The 20445-nt window shown below is 73.4% G+C and carries 14 protein-coding genes and 2 pseudogenes; 2 read left to right on the top strand and 14 right to left on the bottom strand.

Features of this window, described 5'->3' with window-relative positions:
* Positions 1-21: 21 nt before the first annotated feature.
* From Ani05nite_RS40265 to Ani05nite_RS40240, 6 genes are all read right to left on the bottom strand, one after another.
* On the bottom strand, positions 22-3297 hold the full coding sequence (locus tag Ani05nite_RS40265) for an MGH1-like glycoside hydrolase domain-containing protein (RefSeq protein ID WP_203777409.1): 3276 nt from the start codon (positions 3295-3297) through the stop codon (positions 22-24).
* Positions 3298-3309: 12 nt separating this feature from the next.
* On the bottom strand, positions 3310-4635 hold the full coding sequence (locus Ani05nite_RS40260; protein ID WP_203777407.1) for a cellulose-binding domain-containing protein: 1326 nt from the start codon (positions 4633-4635) through the stop codon (positions 3310-3312).
* Positions 4636-5009: 374 nt separating this feature from the next.
* On the bottom strand, positions 5010-6983 hold the full coding sequence (locus Ani05nite_RS40255) for a glycoside hydrolase family 127 protein (RefSeq protein ID WP_203777405.1): 1974 nt from the start codon (positions 6981-6983) through the stop codon (positions 5010-5012).
* A 7-nt stretch (positions 6984-6990) separates the two neighbouring features.
* The gene (locus tag Ani05nite_RS40250) at positions 6991-7809 is read right to left on the bottom strand and encodes a carbohydrate ABC transporter permease (protein ID WP_203777403.1); all 819 of its coding nucleotides are present in this window, start codon (positions 7807-7809) and stop codon (positions 6991-6993) included.
* A 2-nt stretch (positions 7810-7811) separates the two neighbouring features.
* The gene (locus Ani05nite_RS40245; RefSeq protein ID WP_203777401.1) at positions 7812-8759 is read right to left on the bottom strand and encodes a carbohydrate ABC transporter permease; all 948 of its coding nucleotides are present in this window, start codon (positions 8757-8759) and stop codon (positions 7812-7814) included.
* A 36-nt stretch (positions 8760-8795) separates the two neighbouring features.
* The gene (locus Ani05nite_RS40240) at positions 8796-10094 is read right to left on the bottom strand and encodes an ABC transporter substrate-binding protein (RefSeq protein WP_203777399.1); all 1299 of its coding nucleotides are present in this window, start codon (positions 10092-10094) and stop codon (positions 8796-8798) included.
* A gap of 277 nt (positions 10095-10371) precedes the next feature.
* Between Ani05nite_RS40240 and Ani05nite_RS40235 the strand changes: the two genes are divergently transcribed.
* A complete protein-coding gene (locus tag Ani05nite_RS40235) occupies positions 10372-11406 on the top strand; it encodes a LacI family DNA-binding transcriptional regulator (RefSeq protein ID WP_239131102.1) in 1035 nt (344 codons plus the stop codon).
* Positions 11407-11438: 32 nt separating this feature from the next.
* Here the strand turns inward: Ani05nite_RS40235 and Ani05nite_RS40230 are convergent, their stop codons facing one another.
* The gene (locus Ani05nite_RS40230) at positions 11439-12884 is read right to left on the bottom strand and encodes a family 43 glycosylhydrolase (RefSeq protein ID WP_203777397.1); all 1446 of its coding nucleotides are present in this window, start codon (positions 12882-12884) and stop codon (positions 11439-11441) included.
* Positions 12885-12964: 80 nt separating this feature from the next.
* Here Ani05nite_RS40230 and Ani05nite_RS40225 point away from each other — a divergent pair, with 80 nt between their 5' ends.
* On the top strand, positions 12965-14062 hold the full coding sequence (locus Ani05nite_RS40225; RefSeq protein ID WP_239131101.1) for a cellulose binding domain-containing protein: 1098 nt from the start codon (positions 12965-12967) through the stop codon (positions 14060-14062).
* Between the two features lie 49 nt (positions 14063-14111).
* On the opposite strand, the gene Ani05nite_RS40215 is transcribed toward Ani05nite_RS40225, so the two are convergent.
* The 7 genes and pseudogenes from Ani05nite_RS40215 to Ani05nite_RS40190 all read right to left on the bottom strand — a co-directional run.
* The gene (locus Ani05nite_RS40215) at positions 14112-15821 is read right to left on the bottom strand and encodes a class I adenylate-forming enzyme family protein (protein ID WP_203777393.1); all 1710 of its coding nucleotides are present in this window, start codon (positions 15819-15821) and stop codon (positions 14112-14114) included.
* Entirely contained in the window at positions 15818-17161 is a 1344-nt protein-coding gene (locus Ani05nite_RS40210) for a flavin monoamine oxidase family protein (RefSeq protein ID WP_203777391.1), read from the bottom strand. The genes Ani05nite_RS40215 and Ani05nite_RS40210 overlap by 4 nt, the downstream gene beginning before the upstream one ends.
* Entirely contained in the window at positions 17158-17379 is a 222-nt protein-coding gene (locus Ani05nite_RS40205; RefSeq protein WP_203777389.1) for an acyl carrier protein, read from the bottom strand. Before Ani05nite_RS40205 ends, Ani05nite_RS40210 begins: the two co-directional genes overlap by 4 nt.
* Positions 17376-18716, bottom strand: a complete 1341-nt coding sequence (locus Ani05nite_RS40200; RefSeq protein WP_203777387.1) for an amino acid adenylation domain-containing protein — start codon at positions 18714-18716, stop codon at positions 17376-17378. Before Ani05nite_RS40200 ends, Ani05nite_RS40205 begins: the two co-directional genes overlap by 4 nt.
* Positions 18713-19327 (bottom strand): TIGR03086 family metal-binding protein, encoded by a 615-nt coding sequence (locus tag Ani05nite_RS41715; protein ID WP_239131104.1) that lies wholly within the window; start codon positions 19325-19327, stop codon positions 18713-18715. Before Ani05nite_RS41715 ends, Ani05nite_RS40200 begins: the two co-directional genes overlap by 4 nt.
* Positions 19307-20146: pseudogene (locus Ani05nite_RS41710) on the bottom strand (SDR family NAD(P)-dependent oxidoreductase); the annotation flags it as partial. The pseudogene Ani05nite_RS41710 and the gene Ani05nite_RS41715, both read right to left, overlap by 21 nt.
* A pseudogene (locus Ani05nite_RS40190) lies at positions 20143-20445 on the bottom strand (hypothetical protein); the annotation flags it as partial. The pseudogenes Ani05nite_RS40190 and Ani05nite_RS41710, both read right to left, overlap by 4 nt.

Genomic DNA, 20445 nt, shown 5'->3' with positions numbered 1-20445 from the left:
CGGCGGATCCGCTCCCCGCGCTCAGTCCACCACTATCCGGTCCAGGTCCGGGGCCCAGCCGGTGGTGTTGCCGAGGCGGATGGTGTTGGCGCCGGCGGCCAGCGCGGCCGTGAGGGTCACCGAGCCGATCGTGTCGAAGCCGCCGGTGCCCGGGGTGGCCGCCGTGACCGGGGCCGCGCCGTTGACGCCGACCTGGACCGAGCGGGCGTCGCCCGAGGCGTAGTACAGAGTGATCCGGTGGTCGCCGGCCGTGGCCACCGAGACGTTGTTGAGCTGCAGGTAATTGCCGGCGCCGTTGCCGACGTAGCCGACCACGGCGCCCCCGGAGGCGGCCGCCGACGAGCGGACGGCGGCCTGCCCGGCCAGGGTGTTGCCGCTCGCCTCGGCCTCCACCGTGACGCCGGCCGGTGGCGGGGTGCCGCCGCGGCCGTACGCCTGCACCTCGGTCAGGCCGGTCTTCGCCCCGCTCGCATGGGTCATCAGCACCCGGAGCCGCTGCGTGCTCACCGCCGTGAACCGCGCCCGGTTGTAGTTGCCCCGCGGGGTGGCGGGCGTGGCGACCTGGCCGGCCACGTTGGCCCAGGCGCTGCCGGTGTAGTACTGGATCTGGTACGAGGACGGGGCCCGGTAGGTGCCGCTGGCCGGCCTGCTGTCCTTGAAGTACAGCCGCACCTCGTCGACGGTCCTCGCCGCGCCGAGGTTGAGCTCGTACCAGTCCTGGCTGTTCGGCGAGCCCGCGGCGCCCCAGAACGGCTCGTTGGTCGGGTACCCGTCGACGGCCGCGGCCGTGCTCGTGCCGCTCGCGGTGAACGAGGCGGACCCGGTCGCGCCCCGCGCCAGGTTGACGGAGCCCGGGGTCAGGTCGACGCCCGCCTTGGCCAGCAGGTCCACCGTGCCGGCGTCGCCGTGGGCCACCTGGGACGGCGCCTGCATCCCCGGCACGGCCACGTGGAAGCCGACCGTCGCGGTGGCCCCGGTGAAGGTGACGGCGCCGCTGGCCGGGTCGTAGACCAGCGGGACGAGCTTGTCGACGGTGACCGCCCGGCTGCCGTTGACGTAGATCGAGTACCCCTCGGGCACGCCGGGGTACTTCACGACGCCGTCGCTCGGGTCGTCCCAGACGATCGTGAGGTCGCTGTTGCGGTACCGGACGTTGTTCACCGTGAAGTTGGGCCAGCCGATGCCGATCGGCGACAACTCCACCTTGGCGTCGTTGCGCGGCCGCAGCCCGGCGACGTCCTCGATGACGGTCCAGTTGCTGCTGCCCAGGATGTTGTGGTGGATCCAGGACCGGTAGTCGATGTGCTTGGTGGCCGGGTTCCAGTTGGCCCAGAACTCGTTGGCGTCCGGCCAGGCGGTGTTGCCGTCGACGTACTGGGCCCAGGCGTTCCAGTACAGCAGCTTCTTGTAGTCCTCGGCGCCGATCCACTGGTTGGGGTAGTTGCGCAGCACCGAGGAGAACAGCCGGAACTGCACGGTGGAGTTGATGGTGGAGAAGTTGTTGCTGCCCGGGTGGCCGGCGGCTGCGGCGGCCGCCTTGTCCTTCTGGTTGGCCGTGTAGAACGGGAAGACCGGGTATTCCGCCGGGTCGGCGAACAGCCGCAGGGCCTGCTTGTACTGGTCGGTGGCGGGCATCAGGCCGACCGCGTACGGGTAGTAGTTGTTGATCTCCTTCCACGGGTCGAGCGCGTTGGTCGCCACGTGCCGGTGCTTCAGCAGACTGTCGCCGGGGCTCCAGAGCACGCTGACGATCGCGTTCCTGATCCGGTCGGCGAGGGCCCGCATCTCGGCCGCCTTGGCGGGGTTGCCCGCCGCGTCGTACGCCTGCGCCGCGGCCATCGCCCCGCTGTACTGGTACGCGCCCTCGGCCCGGTCCAGGTTGCCGCTGCGCCAGTCGAAGGACACCGCGTCCGCGTCGTTGCCGGTCAGCGCGCCCCAGTCGTACTCGATGATGCCGTTGCCGTCGTGGTCGTAGGTGGCGAGCTGGCCCTTGGCGTCGCCCTCGGCGTAGTGGGCGAGGGTGCCGGCGATGCCGGGCTGGCCGCCGTGCAGCTGGTAGCTGCGCCAGGCCGCCTCGGCGATGTACTGGGTGTAGCTGTTCGACCAGTTCTCCGGGTCGCCGGGGTTGTCGACGAAGCGGCCGCCCCGCGACACCTGGCCCACCGACAGCCAGTCGCCGTAGGAGTACATCGGATCGCGCAGGTACTTCAGGTCGTCGATGTGCATGGGCTGGGTCAGCGCGATCGCGTTGTTGTAGCCCAGGGCGCCCTCGACGGAGGTCGGGAACTGGAAGGTCTGGCCGGGGATGTTAGCGTCCAGGCTGTTGAAGCGCATCAGCCACCAGCGGTAGAAGATCTGCTTCTTGATCGCCGGCTCCGGCACGTCGATGTAGGGCACGTTGTCGGCCCACCACTTGTTGTAGGCGCGCACGTGCGTCGCGAACGCGGCGTCGGGTGTGGCGTCGCGGTAGGCGGTGTAGTCGGTGGCGGAGGCCGGGATCTCGTCGGCCAGGAAGCCCATGACCACCTTGGTCTGCACGCTCTGTCCGGCGCCGAGGGTGACCGATCGGGTCAGGGCGCCGCCGGAGGCGGTGAACCCGTCGCCGGCCAGCCGGGTGGTGAGCGTGGTGAGGCCGTTCTTCACGCCGGTCGTGCCGGTCAGCTCGGCGCCGCTGCCGCCGGTCGCGTACGGCGAGGTGGCGCGCAGCGTGAGCGTGGCCGGGCCGGAGCCGTTGTTCGTGAGCGCGAGGTTGGTGACCGCCACGTTGTTGTCGGTGATGAACTTGGTCACCGTGGCCTGCACGGAACCGCTGGTGTAGACGCTCCTCCAGTAGCTCGGCGCCTGCCGCCGCTGGCCGGCCTGCTCGGTGAAGGTGCCCGGGCTCAGCGCGATCGCGTAGGCATTGGCGTCGCTGATGCTCTCCCAGTAGGCCACCCGGCCGCCGAAGCCGATGACCGCCGGGTTGTGCTGCTTCATGAACAGCGCCCGGCCGCGGGTCATCAGGATCCCGCCGTCGGCGTCAGAGGGGTCGCTGCCGCCGGAGCGGGTCAGGAGCCGGTCGACCCAGAAGTCGGTGCCGGACTTCTCGGCGTCGTAGATCGCCTGCATCATGCCGGCGGGGGTGTAGCCCACCGGCGGCGCCGGCACGGCCGGGCCGGTGAACGTGGGGTACCCGATGGTCTGCGCGGCCAGCGCGGGACCGGCGGCGGCCACCGCGAGCGCGCCGGTCACCACCGTGACCGACAGCGCGCTCACCGCTTTCCGCCACGTCGCGCCCGGACGATTCCAGTTGCTCATCTGGCTGCCCTCCTACCGGCCGTAGCGGTTCTTGAGGTGCCGCCAGAAGTCCCGCAGCATCCACTTGTCGAACTCGGTGATCCGGGTCGCGGAGCCGGCCTTCATCACGAAGCCCTCGCCCGGCAGCGGGTCGTAGTCGTAGAAGTCGTTCAGCCCCCAGCTGTGCCCCATCTCGTGCAGCAGGATGTGGATGTCCTCCTGGGCCAGTGCGTTGACGTAGTAGTCCTTGTCGATGCGCTGACCCCAGTCGCCGCCCGCGCCGCCCATGCCCATGCCCTGGGTGAGCCAGAGGGACAGGTCGTAGTGGTGCGCGGCGCCGCCCGGGCAGCCGGAGTAGTTGCCGTCCTGGTGGAAGAACCGGCCGCACGGCTCGCCGCACTGGGGCGCGCCCTCGCGGATGTCGTTGACGTAGACGTCCACCGCGTTGTCGGACCACTGCAGCTGGTTGCGGTCCCGTACGGCCCAGCCGACGACCTTGACCGGAACGGTGCGGTAGGGCCACCCGTTCCAGCCCTGGCCGCCCTCGTTGAGCTGGTCCACCCATTTCTGGAACTGACGCTGCAGCGTGGCCTGGATCTGGTCGCGCAGGGTGGTGGAGACGGTGGCGGTCGACTCCCACCGGACGCAGTAGTTGATGCTGCCCCGGGCCGCCATCACCTGGTCGAAGAGGTAGTTGCGGAAGCCGTACAGGTCGCTGTAGGTGTCCTCCTGGTGCTTCCAGTTCGCCGCCAGCGGGCCGACGTACCGGGCCGGCGGGTTCCACGGGTCCCCGGTGGTGGGGGTGGGCGCCGGCGTCGTCGGGGGTGGTGTGGCGGTCGGGGTGGTCGCCGGGGGCGTGCTCGGCACGGTGGCGCCGGTGCAGGCCACGCCGTTGAGGCTGAACGCGGTGGGCGTGGGGTTGCTGCCGGAGTAGGTGGCGTTGAAGCCGGCGGTGACGCCGGCGTTGGTGGCCAGCGCGCCGTTCCAGCTCGCGTTGCGCAGCGTGACGTGCCGGCCGGACTGCGTGTACGTGCTGTTCCAGCTCTGGCTGAGCTGTTGGTTGCCGGCGTAGTCCCAGTCCACCGCCCACGTGTCGACGGCCGCGCCCAGGTTGGTCACGGAAACGGCGCCGGTGAATCCGCCGCTCCATTCGTTCACCGTGTAGCTGACGCGGCAGCCGGCGGCCGCGTCCGCGGCGCCCGCGGAGGCGACGAGGAAGCCGGCCCCGAGCAGCAGTGCGGCGGCCGCGGCGGCGGGCCGGAGCAGTCTGCGGCGCTGCGTTCCGCCGCGCTGGGGGGCGGTCCGGGCCGAGGGCCCGCCGGGTGGGGGATCGTGCGGATGGAGCTGGTCCGAGCTCATGGGCTGTCCTTTCGGGCCACGCGGCCGTCACCCGGGCACGCCGGGCGGCGGCCGGCCGGCTGAGGGGGCGGGGCCGGCCGGCCGCCGTGGCCGGGCCGGCCCGGGTCGTCGCCGATCGGGCACGACCCGGGGCGGCCGCGGCCGGGTGGCGGTGGCTTCGCCGGCCGTTGCGGCCCGTCCGCGAACGGCCTGTGCCGGCCGTCTGGAGACACCCGGCGGGTGCGCGGGGACGGTGGTGGGGCCGTCGGCGGGCACCGGCGCGATCGGGGTGACGCGCGGGGGATGGAGTTGCGGCGGAAACTAACGAAAACCTTTTCGGTAATCTATCACCGCATCCACGTTTGTCAATGAAAGGAGCGGCCCGGGCGGCCGGCTCAGGCGGTCGGCAGCCAGATCCGCATGGTGGAGGGGCCGCGGGCGGCCCAGTCGTGGTACGGCCGCAGCGGCACGTCGACCGTGGGCGCGAGCGCCTCCGCGGCCCCGCCGGGGGCCACGGTCCGGTACGGCCAGCCGTCCTCCGGCTCGCCGCCGACCCGGCAGGTGACGACGACCTGCCCGGCGTCGTCCACCAGCCCGGCCACCAGCCCGCCGTCCCGCTCCAGTCGCAGGGCGTCGAGCCGGGCGCCGGGCGGCAGGTCCACCGATTCGGCGCAGAGCACGACAGGCCCCCGCTCGACGGCGACGCAGCCGCGGACGGCGTCGATCCGGGGATCGGGTTCGGTCAGCCGCGGGCCGACCGGCAAATCCAGGACGACGGTCTCGCCCGCCCGGAAACGGCGCTCCACCCGGACCCAACCCGGTGCGGCGGCGCGCCGGTGCCCGCCGGCCGTCACGGTCGCGCCGGCGGCCCACGGCGGCACGCGCAGGGTGAGCGTCCACGGATCGTCGGGACTGCGCAGCACCCGGACGGTGACCCGGCCGGTCGCCGGATAGTCGGTGTCGACCTCCAGCTCCACGGGCCGGTCACCCGGCAGGCTCACGTTCAGCGTGGCCGCCGCGTACTGGTGGAGCTGGATGCCGCCGTCGTCGGCGGTGGCCAGGTAGGCGGCGAGGCTGGCGAAGGTCCGGGCCAGGTTGGTGGGGCAGCAGGACACCTTGAACCAGGGCGCCCGCAGGGTGGACGCGGCGCGCGGGACGGCCGCGTCCTCCGGCGGCTCGGCGCCGAGCTCCCGCTGGTGGAGGGTGTTGGTGTAGAAGAACCGGGTGCCGTCGCGGGACGGCGCGGTGGCGATCACGTTGAACAGGGTGCGCTCGATCAGGTCGGCGTAGCGGGCGTCGCCGTGCGCGAGCAGCAGCCGCCAGCTCAGCATGATCGATCCGACCGCGGCGCAGGTCTCGGAGTACGCCCGGTCGGGCGGCAGGGCGAAGTCCTCGCCGAAGGCCTCGTCCTGGTGCCGCGCGCCCATCCCGCCGGTCAGGTAGGTACGCCGCGCCACCGTGGCCTGCCACTGCCGGGACACCGCGGCGAGCAGCTCGGCGTCCCCGGTCTCGACCGCCACGTCCACCGCGCCGGCGGCCAGGTACGTGGCCCGCACCGCGTGCCCCCGGAGGACGTCGGCGTCGCGGACCGGGATGTCGTCCTGGAAGTACGAGCGCCCGAACTCGATGTCGGCCAGCACGCCGTGGCCCCGCCGCTCGACGAACAACTGCGCCTGCCGCAGGTAGCGGGGTTCACCGGTGACCCGGTACAGCTCGACCAGGGCGGGCTCGATCTCGGGATGCCCGCACACCGCGGCGAGGCCGCCGGGGCCGAACACCTCGCAGACGTGGTCGGCCGCGCGGACCGCCACCTCGACCAGCGGGTCGGGGCCGAAGGCGCGCGCCCGGGCCACCCCGGCCTGGATCAGGTGGCCGAAGGAGTAGAGCTCGTGGCCCCACTCGAGATCGCTGTAGCGGGCGGCCTGCCCGGGCCGGCCGAAGTTGGTGTTCAGGTAGCCGTCGGGTTCCTGCGCGGCGGCCACGCGGGCGACGATGGCGCGGAAGCGGGCGTCGAGACCGGCGTCGCCGGTGCGGCCGTGCTCCCAGGCCATGGCCTCGAGGAGCTTGTAGACCTCGGTGTCGGCGAACTCCCGGCCCCGCCGGGCGCCGGGCAGGCGGCCCGCCACCGCGGCGTCGAAGTTGCCGAGCCAGCCCTCGCGTTCGAGCCAGTGCTCGATGTGGGCCAGCGACGCCGAGCGGTTGATCTCCTGACGGCGTCCCCAGAAGCCGGCGCGCAGGGTGACCTCGCGCAGGCCGAGGGGGCGCAGCCGGCCGCTGCCGGGCGCGGCGGGAGTGCCGCCGCGCGAGGTCCAGTCGCCGCTCGGGGCGGCCTCGTCGAGGGTGCCGGGGACTGCTTCGTGAAGGGTCACGTGAGGATCAGCCTTTGAGTGCGCCGGACATGAAGCCGCGGACGTAGTGCCGCTGCAGAACGAGGAAGAGCACGATGCAGGGCAGCGCCAGCACGACCACGCCGGCCTCGGTGGCGCCGTAGTCGACGATGCCCATGACCTGCTGGCGCATGTTGGCCACGGCCAGCGGCAGGGGGAACCGGTCGGAGTCGCTGATCAGCACCAGCGGCGTGATGAAGTCGTTCCAGGCGGCGAGGAAGGCGAACAGCCCCACGGTGACCAGCCCGGGCCGGACCGCCGGCAGCAGGACGTGCCGCAGGGCCCGGAAGTTCCCGCAGCCGTCGACCAGCGCGGACTCCCGCAGCTCGCGGGGCACCGCCTCGAAGGAGATCCGCATCATGAAGACCGCGAACGGCAGCTGGAACATGGTCAGCACGAGCGCCAGCCCGACCAGCGAGTTCTGCAGGCCCAGGTCGTTGAGCAGGACGTAGAGCGGGATGAGCAGCGTCGCGTAGGGGACCATCAGGATGGCCAGGGTCAGCAGGAAGAGGGCGTTGCGGCCGGGGAAGGCGAACATCGCGAAGGCGTACCCGCCGAGCAGCGCGACGGTGAGGGTGAACACCACCGTCATGCCGGACACGGCGACGGAGTTGAGCAGGTACCGCCCCACCCCGGCCTGGTACCGCGCCAGCGTCTCGTAGTTGCCCAGGCCCCAGCCGGACGTCTGGGCGGTGCCGGCCTGCGGGCTGACCGAGGCGAACGCGGCCCAGACGAGCGGCAGCAGGAAGATGACGGCGAGCCCGCCGGCGAGGACGTGCTGCGGGGTGCGCAGCGCAAGCCTGGACACGGTCAGTCCTCCTTGCCGCGGAGCCCGCGGAACTGCAACGCGTTGATGACCAGCAGCGCCGCCAGCACGAGGATCGACAGGGCGGCGGCCCGGCCGAGATCGTTCTGACCCTGGAAGGCCATGGTGTAGACGAGCTGGACGATGGTCACCGTGCTGTTGTCGGGGCCGCCCTTGGTCAAGATGTAGAACTGGTCGAAGGCCAGCAGGGACCCGGTGACGCACAGGATCGTGCACAGGGCGAGCGAGGACCGCAGCAGCGGCAGCGTGATGTGGCGGAACGTCTGCAGCCGGCCGGCGCCGTCCAGCCGCGCCGCCTCGTACACGTCGCCGGAGATGCCCTGCAGCCCGACCAGCAGCAGCAACATGTAGAAGCCGGCGAAGCGCCAGACGATCAGCGCGACGGTGGACCACAGCGCGGAGCCCGGCGTGCCGAGGAAGGACACCGCGGTGTCGGTCACCCCGGCCGCGCGCAGCGGGGCGTTGAGGGGACTGCTCTGCGGGGAGTAGAGGGCGTAGAACAGCAGCGAGGCGGAGGCCAGCCCGAGCGCCGAGGGCACCAGGAAGGACGTGCGCAGCAAGCCCGTCCACCGGCTCGACTCCTGCACGAGCAGGGCGAGGCCGAGCCCCAGGGCGAGCAGGAGGACGGTCGTGACGGCGGTGTATCGCAGGGTGAACCACACCGCGGGCCAGAACAGCCGGTCGTCGACCGCCCGGGTGAAGTTGTCCGGGGCGTTCCAGCCCCGGTCACCGGCGAACAGTCCCCAGTCGGAGGCGGACATCCGGGCCACGAGCAGGATGGGCAGCACGAAGAAGAGCGCGACGAACAGGGCCGTCGGCGCGGCGTAGGCCCAGCCGGCGAGCGCGGGCGAGTGCCGCCGGGACCGCCCGGGCGGGGGCGCCGCATCGGCGGTCCGCGCGGGCGGCTCGGTGAGCGCGGGTGTGGATACCACGGTGGCATTCCTCCACGGCTGGTCGAGGCGGGTCCGCTACTGGCCGAGCGTGCGCGTGACGGCCTCGTTGTCGCTCGCCAGCTTGGCGGGGTCGCCGTAGACCTGGTTGCGCAGCAGCGTCACCCACGGGCTGCCCGGGGCGTTGAACGCCTGCTGGAAGTTGACCGCCACGGGCGTCCGGCTCTGCGCCGCCCCGGTGACCTTGTTGATGGTCGCCACCCGGGGGTCCTTGGCGGCGTAGCGGTTGTCGGCGAGGTCGCTGCGCGCCACCGTGCTGTTGTTGGCCGCCAGCACATCGACCTGGGCCTGCTCCGACATCAGCCAGGACAGGAAGTGCCACGCCTGCCGCGCCTTGGTGGAGTCCTTGGAGATGCCGATGCCGTCGCCCCCGACGAAGGTCGACATCCCGCCGTCCACCCCCGGGATGGGCGTCACACCGACGTCGACGGTCCTGGCCGCGGTGGGCAGCAACGTGGCCGGGTACGGCATCACGCCGATCTTGCCCTGCTGGAACGCGGCGACCCAGGTGGCGCCGGTCTCGTCCTTCGCGCCGGGCGCGATCGCACCGGCCTTCTGCAGGTTGCGCCACGTGGCGTACACCTGCTGGGCGGCGGGGCCGTCGAGCAGGGACTTGCGGCCCTCGTCGGCGAGCACGTCCGCGCCGCTGGCCCAGATCATCGGGAACCAGGTGAAGACGTTGCAGCCGCCGCAGTTGCCGCCGAAGTAGGTGCCGTAGACGCCGGGCTTGCCGAGCTTCTGGACGGCCAGGGCCTGCTGCTCGAATTCCCGCAGCGTCGTGGGCCCGCGCTCCGGGTCGAGGCCGGCCTCGCGGTAGAGGGTCTTGTTGTAGAACATCACCGAGAGATCGAGGACGAACGGCAGGACGAACTTCCTGCCCTGATACGTGCCGGCCGCGAGGTGACCCGCATTGATCTTGTCGGAATGCGGCAGCGCGGCGATGTTGGCGGAGAGGTCGGCGAACAGGCCGGCCTTGGTCCAGTTCGGCACGTAGACGATGTCGGCGGCGAACAGGTCGGGAAGGTTGCCGCTGCCCGCGGCGGCGCCCACCTTGGCGACGTAGTCGTCGTTGGGCACGATCGTCAGCTTGACCTGGTTCCGGTGACTCGCGTTGTACGCGGTGACCAGGGCCTTGGCCTGCAGCTCGAGCGGCGCCCGGGTCCACAGGGTCAGCGCCGCGCCGTCGTCCACGCCGCCCGCCGCGTCCGCCGGCAGGCCGGCCGGCGTCCCGCCGTCGTCGGACCCGCAGGCCGTCAGCGCCGCGACCAGAAGCCCGGCGGCCGCCGCCGCGGTGACCGCCCGGCGGAGGCTTCGCATGCTCTTCCTCAACGTGATCCTCCCCGGCCACCGCCCCGAGTGTCCGCTGTGACGTTTCGGTGGTCTTGGTTTGAGCGACGCATGCGCTAGGCTCGCTGACGTCATGCGCCGAAGTTTGGGCAGCTCAATGGCGTGTGTCGAGGTTCGGGCAGCGCGCGGGCGATGACCGTCCCGAGACCGAAAACGTTTTCAGGACCGTAAGTCGGCGGCGTGGGTAGTGTCAAGGGTCAGGCGGCACTCACTCGCGGAACGGAAGAACCACAGTGGAGGAAGCACGGTGAAGGCATCCGGGAGCGCGGGGAACGCCGGCCGCATCGTCACGTTGCGCGACGTGGCCAAGCTGGCCGGTGTCTCGGTCGCGACCGCGTCCAAGGCGCTGAACGGCCAGCCGCAGGTCCGCGCCGAGACCCGCACGCGGGTGCTGGCGGCGGCCGAGCAGCTGTCGTTCTTCCCGAACGCGCTGGCCCAGGGCCTGATCGGGCAGCGCACCGGCACGGTCGGCCTGCTCACCTCCGACCTGGAGGGCCGGTTCTCGATCCCGATCCTCATGGGGGCCGAGGACGCGTTCGGCTCCGGCCAGACCTCGGTCTTCCTCTGCGACGCCCGCGGCGACGCCATCAGGGAACGCCACCACCTGCGCGCCCTGCTGTCGCGGCGGGTGGACGGCCTCATCGTGGTCGGCGCCCGGCCCGACACCCGGCCGTCCCTGGGCCGCGACCTGCCGGTCCCCGTCGTGTACGCCTACGCGCCCTCCGACGACCCCGCCGACCTCTCCCTGGTCACGGACAACGTCGGGGCCGGGCGGATGGCCACCGGCCACCTCCTCGACTGCGGGCGCCGCCGGATCGCCCACATCACCGGCGATCCGGCCTACGGGGCGGCTCAGGACCGGGCCAAGGGCACCCTCGACCGCCTCGCCGAGGAGGGCCTGGAGCTGGCGGGCGGCCAGGTCTGGTTCGGCATGTGGTCCGAGGCCTGGGGCCGCGGCGCGACCCGCATGCTGCTGCGCCGGAGCCCGGACGTCGACGCCATCTTCGCCGGTTCCGACGAGATCGCCCGGGGCGTGCTCGACGTCCTGCACCAGGAGGGCATCGACGTGCCGTCCCAGGTCGCCGTCATGGGCTTCGACAACTGGGCGATCCTCGCGGCCAACGCGCGGCCGCCGCTGACCACCATCGACATGAACCTCGAGCTGCTGGGCCGGCTGGCGGCCCAGCGGCTCTTCGCCGCCATCGACGGGACGCTGGGCTCCGGTGTGGAGTCCATCGCCTGCCGGCTGGTGACCCGGGACTCCACGGCCCCGGTGGGCTGACCGTGGTGCGCGCCCCGGGGCGCCGCTCCGGGTCATTCCCCGGACGGCGCGGCGAGGGTGACGCCGAGCCCGACGGGGGTGCCGAAGTCGGGGGTGCCGTCGGCCTTCCAGGTGAACCGCTGGGCCCGGGTGGACCGGTTCAGGTCGCAGTTGCCGCCGGGGTTGGTGGTGGCGTGGTACACCATCCAGTCCTCGGTGCCGTCCGGCGACGTGAAGAACCCGCCGTGGCCCGGGCCGTACACGCCGGCGGCGTTGTTGCGCTGGAAGACCGGGTTCGGTGACTTGACCCACGACGAGGAGCTCAGCGGGTCGCCGCCGGCGTAGGTCAGCAGGCCCATCTTGTACTCGGCCGTGGAGCAGTGCGAGGCGGAGAAGACGATGAAGGTCCGGCCGTTGCGCTGCAACACCTCGGCGCCCTCGTTGACCGCGCCGCCGACGGTCTCCCAGCTGTAGGTGGGAGTGGACAGGACGTGCCGGGTGCCGGCCGCGGTCCACGGGTTGGCCAGCTCGCGGATGAAGGTCGGCTGCGAGCCGTTGAAGAAGGTGCCCAGCAGGTACAGCCGGCCGTTCAGCTGCAGGATGCTCGGGTCCAGCTCCCAGGTGTTGTTCTGGGTGGGATCGAGCAGGTCGGCCTTGAACGTGTACGGGCCCATCGGGTCGGCGCCGGCCGACTCCAGCACGTGGATGCGCTGGGTGCCCAGGTCGTACGGCTCCTGCCCGGCCGTGTAGTAGAAGTACCAGCGCCGGCCGTTCGGCCCGTCGAGCAGATGGAACTCCGGCGCCCACATGGTGCCCGCGCCGTTCGGCCGGGTGAGGGTGAACAGGACCTGGTCGGCCGCCGAGGCCAGCCCGCCGAGCGTGGCCGAGCGGCGCATCGTGATCTTGTTGTTCCAGGTCGTCGTGGCCAGGTAGTAGAAGCCGTCGTGGTAGCGCAGCCACGGGTCCGGGCCCTGGGCCTTGAGCGGGTTGGTGAAGGTGTGCGGCGCCGGCGGCGGGCTCGTCGGCGGGGTGGTCGGCGGCGTGGTCGGGGTCGGCGGGGTGGTCGGGGTCGTCGAGCCGGTGCAGGCCACCCCGTTGAGGGCGAAGCCGGCCGGCGCCGGGTTGGCGCCGGTCCACGAGCCGTTGAACCCGAACGAGGCGCTGCCGCCGGTGGCCAGGGTGGCGTTGTGCGCCGCGTTGACCGCGCGGACCTGACCGCCGTTCTGGGTGACCGTGGCGTTCCACGCCTGGGTGACGGCCTGCCCGGCGGTGAAGCTCCAGGTGAGCGTCCAGCCGGTCACCGGGTCGCCGAGGTTGGTGACCGCCACGCCGGCGCCGAAGCCGCCCGGCCACTGCGCCGAGACCGTGTAGTCCACCCGGCATCCGGCGCCCGTGGCCCGGGCCGGCCCGGTGGTGAGCCCGCCGGCGGCGGTCAGCGCGGCGGCGAGGCCGGCCAGGACGGCCAGCCGGCCGGGCCGGCGCGAATGCGGCGCAACCATGTCCGTCCTCCCCCTTGCGAAAACGTTTTCGGTGGGCATGATGATAGACACAGATCGATGTGATGTCACGGGAGGAAGCCATGTCTCTTCGAAGATCCCGCAGCCTGACGGCGGTCGCCCTGGCGGCCGCGCTGGGCGCCACGGCGGCCGTCACGGCCACGGCGGCCGGCGCCGCCGCGGCCGGCTGCCGGGTGTCGTACACGGTCAGCTCGCAGTGGCAGGGCGGCTTCGGCGCCACCGTGGCCGTCACCAACCTCGGCGACCCGCTCACCGGCTGGACGCTGCGCTGGTCGTTCGGCGCCGGGCAGACGGTCACCCAGGCGTGGAACGCCACGGTGACGCAGAGCGGCGCCGCGGTGAGTGCCGTCAACGCCTCGTACAACGCCGCGCTCGCCACCGGCGGCAGCGCCTCGTTCGGTTTCAACGGCTCGTGGACCGGCGCCAACCCGGTGCCGACCGCGTTCACCCTCAACGGGGTGGCCTGCACCGGCTCGACGACCCCGAGCACCCCGGCCACCCCGACGCCCACCCCCACGGTGACGACCCCGCCGACCAGCCCGACGCCGACGCCCACCGGGCCGGCCGCCGTCAGGACCGTCCGGGTGTTCTGGCTCAAGCCCACCGACGTCACCTACGACCAGCGCTACCCGGACGGCATCGCCGCCGTCGTGCGCGAGGCCCAGCGCTACTACAAGCAGGAGCTCGGCCGGACCTTCGCGCTCAACAACACCGTCGTCGAGGTGGTCAACGGCGAACACGACCGGCAGTGGTACATCTCCACCAACTGCGAGCCCGGCGGCGACCGCTACTGGTGCGTGGTCGCCAACATGCAGCAGGAGCTGATGCGCCGGTTCGGCATCGCCAACCCGGACAGCCGGTGGCTGTGCGTCGGCGAGATCAGCGCCGAGGACCCCGGGCAGTCCGGCGGCGGCGCCAGCACCGGCTGGGTGCTCCTCAGCGGCCACGACGCGGACGGCGCGGCCGGCGTCAACGGGCCGATGAACCGCTGGTACGGCGGCATGGTGCACGAGCTCGGCCACGCGTTCGGCCTGCCCGACTCCACCTCCACGGACGGCACGCCCATGTCCGCCTCCTTCTACAACTACCCAGACACCCACTTCAGCCAGGCCCAGAAGAACGCCATCCTGGCCGGCCGGTACGGCGGCTTCCTGTCCTGACCGGGCGCCGCCGCGGCGCCCGCGAGGGGCGCCGCGACGGCCCGGGCGGTCACCGGTCGTCGTCGTGGAACATGCCCGCGTGCCGGGTGCGCAGCTCCCGCTTGAGCACCTTCCCGGTCGGCCCGAGCGGGAAGTCCGCGGCGGTCCGGGCGATCACCACCGCGGCGAGCGCGGCCAGCCCGGCCGCGGCCAGCTCCTTGTTCGCCTTCTCCAGCACCAGCTCCGCGGTGGCGGCGGTCGCGCCGGCCGACAACCGGACCACGGCGATGGGGAGCTGGCCGTGGCCGTCCGGCGCCGGGACGCCGACCACCGAGCAGTCCTGGACCAGGTCGGCGCAGTCGGCGATCAGCACCTCCTCGATGGGCAGGCTGTAGACCGGCCCGGCCAGGGTGTCGATCACGTCGACCGTACGGTCCAGGTGGTAGTAGTTGCCCTCGCCGTCCCGGCGGGCCACGTCGCCGGTCAGCCAGAAGCCGTTGAGCTCGAAGCTCGCGGTGAGCCGCGGGTTCTTCCAGTATCCCGGGGTGCGTGAGGGCGTGATGACCCCGAGCAGACCGACCGTGCCGTCCGGCAGCTCGGCGCCGTCCTCGTCGAGCACCGCCGCCCTGATCACCGCCTCCTGCGGCCGGCCGACGCACCGGTCGTTGCGGGGCGTCTCCGGGGTGGTGAGCCCGCCGAACAGGGCCATGCCCATCTCGGAGGAGCCGAGGCCGTCGACGAACTGCGAGCCCGGCAGCGCCGTGCCCGCCGCGTGCCCCTTCGGCAGCAGCCAGGCCGCCACCAGCCCGGCCGGCCGCTCGCCCAGCCCGACCAGCCGCCGGATGTGGCCGTAGTGCGCGGAGTCGCCGGTGTTGAACCACGAGTGCACCCGGGCCGCGCCGCGCACCGGCAGCTCACCGGTGGCCAGCTCCACGAAGGTCCGCGGGAACGAGGCCAGCATGGTCGGCTGGAACGCCTCCATGACCGGCTCCACCACCGCGCGGCGCCAGTCGCCCATCACCACCGTGGGCAGGCCGAGCAGGATCGCGGTGAGGAAGTAGCTCAGCCCGCCGGCGTGCGTGTGCGGCATCAGCGACATCAGCCGGTCGTACGGCTCGGCCGGGAACCGGGTCATCCGCGGCTGCTTGCCGTCCCAGAAGCTGCGGTGCCCGAGGATGGTGGCCTTCGGGCTGCCGGTCGTGCCCGACGAGTGGATCAGCGCGCACACGTCGTCGGGACCGTGCCGGTACGGGTACTGCTCCGGCAGTGCCGCCCCCGCGTCGTCGAACGCCTGCACCTCGGCGGCCAGCGCCAGGAACCGGGGCCGCCCGGCCGGGTCCGCCCGGTACGCCGACGCGAGCCGCGTGGTGTCGTCGGCGACCACGCCCACGACGCCGACGTGCTCCAGGTAGCGCAGCATCACGTCGAGCCGCATCGCGTCGTTGATCATCGCGGGGACGGCGCCCAGCGCGGTCAGGGCCAGGTAGTGCAGCAGCGGCTCCAGCCCCTCGGCGACCACGATGCCCACCGGGTCGCCGGCGCGGACCCCGTTGGCCCGGTACCACCGGGCGTACCGGTCGCGCAGGGCGGCCAGGTCGAGCAGGCTGTGCCCGCGCAGCGTCACCTGGCCGTGGTGGTCGACGCCGTGGGTGTAGATCAGCGGCGCCGCCCGGTTCGGGTTGTCCCGCACGGCGTGGTCCAGGAAGTTGCCGGCGCCCAGGCCGGGCTCGGTCATGAACCGCTCACGGACGCTCAGCGGGGCGATCGGGCTGTCGGTCATGGCTCTCTCCATAAGGTCGCGTGGCTGGACAGGACCTCTGCGGCCACCCGGTGTCCGGAGCGGATGGCGCCCTCCATGAGCCCGAAGAACTCGGTGCTCGTCTCCGTGCCGGCCCAGTGCACGCGCCCGTGCGGGGTGCGCAGCCCCGGGCCGAGCCGCAGCCAGTCGCCGGGGCCGAACACGGCCGCGTAGCAGCCCCGGCTGTACGGCTCGTTCACCCAGTCGCTGACGTGCACGGCGTCCGGCGGCGGCAGCCCGGGGAACAGCTCGCCGACCTGGCGCAGCGTCTCGGCCTCGCGGGCCGCCGGGTCCAGGGCCGCGAACCGGTACGCCTCCGCGCCGGTCACGAAGCCGGTGAGCACGCCGGCGCCGGCGTCGGGCGGCGAGTCGTCCACCGTGGACAGCAGCGGCCCGGTGGCGCTCACCGACCAGCCCGACAGCCCGTGCGCGTGCCAGTACGGCTCCCGGTAGACCAGCTGCACCTTCACCGCGCAGCCCCGACCGGTTGCCGTGGTGGCCCGGGGCGCCGGCAGCCCCGGCCGGTAGTCGATCGACTGGGCCAGCAGCGGCGGCACGGCGACCACCACCGCGTCGGCGCGGTGCTCCTCGCCGTCGCCGGTGTGCACGCTCACCCCGCCGCCGTCCTGCCGGATCGCCCGCACCGGCCGGTTCAGCCGGACCCGGGCGCCCAGCTGCGCGGCGAGCCGCTCGGCGATCTGGTGGGCGCCGCCGAGCACCCGGTCCTGCTGCGCGCCGCCGGAGAACGCGTTGAGGTAGCGGATCCCGCCGCCGGAGCGCAGGTACAGCGCCATGTGCAGGACCGACACCGAGGCCGGGTCGGCGGCCATCATCTCGCCCAGGAACAGGGGGAAGAACAGCCGCGCGTCCGGATGGCGCAGGGCGCCGGCGGCCCACTCGGCGGCCGTGACGGCGTCCAGGCCGGCGGCGCCCGGGGTCAGCCACGGCGCGTCCGGCCGGACCCGGGCGGTCAGGTCGTAGAGCAGGTCGAACAGCTCGCCGAGGGCGACGGCGTTGAGCGGCGGGAACCGGCCGGCCCGGGTCTTCTCGCCGCCGCCGAGCGCGAAGCGGCTGCCCCCGTCCATCGCGGTGGGCGTCGCCGCGAGCCCGAGGCCGGCCATCAGCTTGTGCAGCTCGGTGTGCCGGTCGCCGAGGTAGGCCGCCCCGCCGTCGGCCCACGCCCCGGGCGCCACCTCGATGCCGTGGGTGCGCCCGCCGACGCGGTCCCGCGCCTCCAGCACGGTGATCTCCACGCCCGCGGCGGCCAGGTCGGCCGCGGCGGTCAGGCCGGCCAGCCCCGCGCCGACCACCACCACGCTCACCGGGGGCCGCCCGTGACCGTGCTGGCCAGCGCGGCCGGGGTGGGCGCGAGCAGGAAGTCCTCGAAGGTCAGCTCGACGCCGTACTCGCGGGCCACGGCGCTGAGCACGCGGGTCGCCAGCAGCGAGTCGCCGCCCGCGTGGAAGAAGTCGGACTCGGCGGTGACCTGCGGGTTCTCCAGCACCCGCCGGAACAGCACGGTCGCCTGGTAGACGTTCATGGCAGCATCTCCTTGCTTGCGCGCCGATCGACCTTGCCGCTCGCCGTGTAGGCGAGCGCGGCCACGACGTGGATGTGACTGGGAACCAGATGGGCCGGGACCCGCCCGCGCAGGTGCGCGGCGATCCGGTCCGGCAGCCCGGTGCCGGACGTGCCGGCCCGGGGCACGACGTAGGCCGCGAGCGCCGTGCGCCCGGCCACCGTGACCCCGGTGACCAGGGCCGCGCGCACCCCGGGATGGCCGGTGAGGTGGGCCTCCACCTCGGCCGGGTCGACCCGGACGCCGCGGATCTTCACCTCGTGGTCGACCCGGCCGCGGTGGGTGAGCACGCCGTCGCTGTCGCGCGACACCCGGTCGCCGGTGCGGAAGAAGCGTTGCCCGGCGACCGTGACGAACCGTTCCGCGGTCGCCGCCGGCCGGCCGAGATAGCCGTCGGCCAGCGCCGGCCCGCCGATCAGCAGTTCGCCGCCGTCGCCCAGGCGCTCGACCACGTGCGGCAGGGCCCGGCCGATCGGCACCGGCGCCGCCGGGTCCAGCGCTGCGCGCAGCTCCACGGCGTGCGTGATCAGGGTCGTCTCCGTGCACCCGTACGTGTTGAGCAGCCGCGCGTGCCCGGTCGGCCGGGCCGACCACTGCGCGACCTTGCCCGGCGCGGCGGCCTCCCCGCCGATCACCACGAGCCGCACGCACGCCGGCAGCGCCTCGCCGGAGTCGTGCAGGTGCCCCACCAGCTCGTGCCAGAACGCGGTCGGCAGGTCCAGCACGGTGATCCTTTCGCGGGCGACCATCCGCAGGAACCGGGGGAACGACCCGCGGTGCGCGTCCGGGTGGAACACCAGGCACGCCCCGCCGGTCAGCGCCGGCAGGATCTCCTCGAAACAGGTGTCCCAGTTGAGCGACGCGAACTGCAGGACCCGGTCGTCCGGGGTGATGGCGAACAGCTCGCGCAGGGCCCGCACGGTCGTGGCGATCGCCCGGTGCGGCGTCACCACCGGTTTCGGCTCGCCGGTGGAGCCCGAGGTGAACAGGATGTACGCCGTCGCCGGGTCGGCGTGATCCCGGACGGCCCGCTCCATCGCCGCCCGCCGCTGCGCGGGGAAGCCGGGGTCGACCGGGCAGTAGGTGCCGCCGGCGGCCCACGCCCCGAACAGCGCGGTCACGGTGTCCGCGTCGTGGCCGGCCGGGACGACGATCACGCCGGTCCGGCCGGTGAACGCGGTCACCCGGGCGGCGAGGTCGGCGTAGGTGAGCTCCACGCCGTCCGCCCGGATCGCGGGACGGTCGGCGTGCACCCGGGCCGCGGCCAGGAACTCGGCGAGCACGCCGGGCGCGGTCATCGCGGACCCCAGCCCGGATCGCGGCCCAGGAACCCGAGCAGGCGATGCAGCGGGGGAGCGCCGTCCGGGAGCGGCCGGGCGGGCGCGAACGTCGCTTGTGGTCGGTGCCGGCGGGGCCCGTCCGGCACGTCGCGCTCGGCGATCTCCCGGACCGCTGCCACCACGTCGTCGTCGTAGGCCGCCGGCTGCCCGGTCGCCGCCGCCACGTCCCAGCCGTGCACCAGGTAGTCGAGCAGGTGGAAACCGAGCGCCTGCCGGGCCGGCAGGCAGATCCCGTCCCGGATCAACGGCAACCAGAGGGTACGGCTGAGCGCGCCGTCCGCCCCGAACGCGGCGATCACCGCGCGGGCCGAGGCGGCGTACTCGGCGCGGAGGTCCACGCCGACCGGGGCGTGCCAGTCGGCCGGCACGGTCCGCTCGCCCCGGGCCGCCGCGGCGAAGCCCCGGTTCTCCCGGATCATGTGCGTGACGAGGTCGGCCACCGTCCACTCCGCGCACGGGGTGGGCCGCTCCCACTGGTCCTCGCGAATCGCCGTGACCAGCTCGATGCTGCGCCGCACCACGCCCGGGTGCAGCAGCAGGGTGCGCGGGGCCAGCCAGGACCGGGTCATCGCCGTGACCGCGGCGCCGCCGGGGTCGGCCAGCTTGGTGCGGGCGTACCGCTCGCCCCAGGCGCTGGTCATGATCCGGAACGGGGGAGCGTCGTCGGTGAGCGCGCGGAGCAGCACCTCCGCCACCTCGGCGGCGGACTGGGCGCCCGGATGCCCGCCGCGCGCCACCCAGTCCAGGTAGTCGGCGAGCACCTCGGCGTACGGGCCGGCCTCGGCGAGCAGCGACTCGCGGGTGACGCCCGAGTTCGCGCCGAACGCGGTGCCCAGCACCGGGCCCGGCTCGACCAGCACGACCCGCACGCCCTGGCTCGCCGCGACCGGCGCGAGGCTCTCCAGGAACCCCTCGACGGCGAACTTGGCGGCCGAGTACGCCTCGTTGAACGGCTGGCCGATCAGCCCGCGGGTGCTGCCCACGGTGACCACCCGGCCGCGGCTGGCGCGCAGGTGCGGCAGCGCGGCCCGGGTCGCCGCGACCACGCCGAACAGGTTCACCTCCAGGCCGGCGCGGAAGCGGGCCGTCCCGGCGGTCTCCACGCAGGCGAACGTGTTGGCCTGCCCGGCGTTGTTGACCAGCGCGTCGAGCCGGCCGTGGGCCTCCAGCACCCCGGTCAGGCAGGCGTCGATCGAGGCCTCGTCGGTGACGTCCAGGCGTCGTACCTCGAGCTTCACCCCGGCCGCGGCGGCGGCCTGCCGCAGCGGACCCGCGCGGTCCTCGTCGCGCAGCGTGGCGACGGTGGTGTGTCCCGCCTGCGCGGCGCGTACCGCGGTGGCCAGGCCGACCCCGGAGGAGCAGCCGGTGATCAGCACGACCGGGCTCATGCGGCACCCGCCGCGGCGCGCTCCCGGGCCAGCCGGGAGTGGGTGGGCGCGAGGGGGATCCAGGCGAACAGCACCCCGATCAGGGTGCCGCCGACCATGGTGACCCGGGCCGCGTCGAGGACGCCCACGTGCGGGGTGAGCAGCTCGACCAGCACGCCGCCGAGCAGCGCCGCGAACGGGATGACACCCCAGGTGACGGTGCGGAAGGCGGCGTGCGAGACGGCCTGGTCGGCCGGGTCGACCCGGGCCTGGCGGACCGCCGCGGTGCTGACGTTGTACCAGACCATGAACAGCCCGTA

It is taken from the genome of Actinoplanes nipponensis (assembly GCF_016862275.1).
GTDB lineage: Bacteria > Actinomycetota > Actinomycetes > Mycobacteriales > Micromonosporaceae > Actinoplanes > Actinoplanes nipponensis.
This window is presented reverse-complemented; position numbering and strand designations above follow the sequence as displayed.

Excerpts from the sequence above, each read along its gene's own strand:
- Ani05nite_RS40265 (WP_203777409.1), bottom strand. The coding sequence starts at position 3,297 with ATGAGCAACTGGAATCGTCCGGGCGCGACGTGGCGGAAAGCGGTGAGC.
- Ani05nite_RS40260 (WP_203777407.1), bottom strand. The coding sequence starts at position 4,635 with ATGAGCTCGGACCAGCTCCATCCGCACGATCCCCCACCCGGCGGGCCC.
- Ani05nite_RS40240 (WP_203777399.1), bottom strand. The coding sequence starts at position 10,094 with ATGCGAAGCCTCCGCCGGGCGGTCACCGCGGCGGCGGCCGCCGGGCTT.
- Ani05nite_RS40230 (WP_203777397.1), bottom strand. The coding sequence starts at position 12,884 with ATGGTTGCGCCGCATTCGCGCCGGCCCGGCCGGCTGGCCGTCCTGGCC.
- Ani05nite_RS40225 (WP_239131101.1), top strand. The coding sequence starts at position 12,965 with ATGTCTCTTCGAAGATCCCGCAGCCTGACGGCGGTCGCCCTGGCGGCC.
- Ani05nite_RS40215 (WP_203777393.1), bottom strand. The coding sequence starts at position 15,821 with ATGACCGACAGCCCGATCGCCCCGCTGAGCGTCCGTGAGCGGTTCATG.
- Ani05nite_RS40205 (WP_203777389.1), bottom strand. The coding sequence starts at position 17,379 with ATGAACGTCTACCAGGCGACCGTGCTGTTCCGGCGGGTGCTGGAGAAC.
- Ani05nite_RS40200 (WP_203777387.1), bottom strand. The coding sequence starts at position 18,716 with ATGACCGCGCCCGGCGTGCTCGCCGAGTTCCTGGCCGCGGCCCGGGTG.
- Ani05nite_RS41715 (WP_239131104.1), bottom strand. The coding sequence starts at position 19,327 with ATGACCCGGTCCTGGCTGGCCCCGCGCACCCTGCTGCTGCACCCGGGC.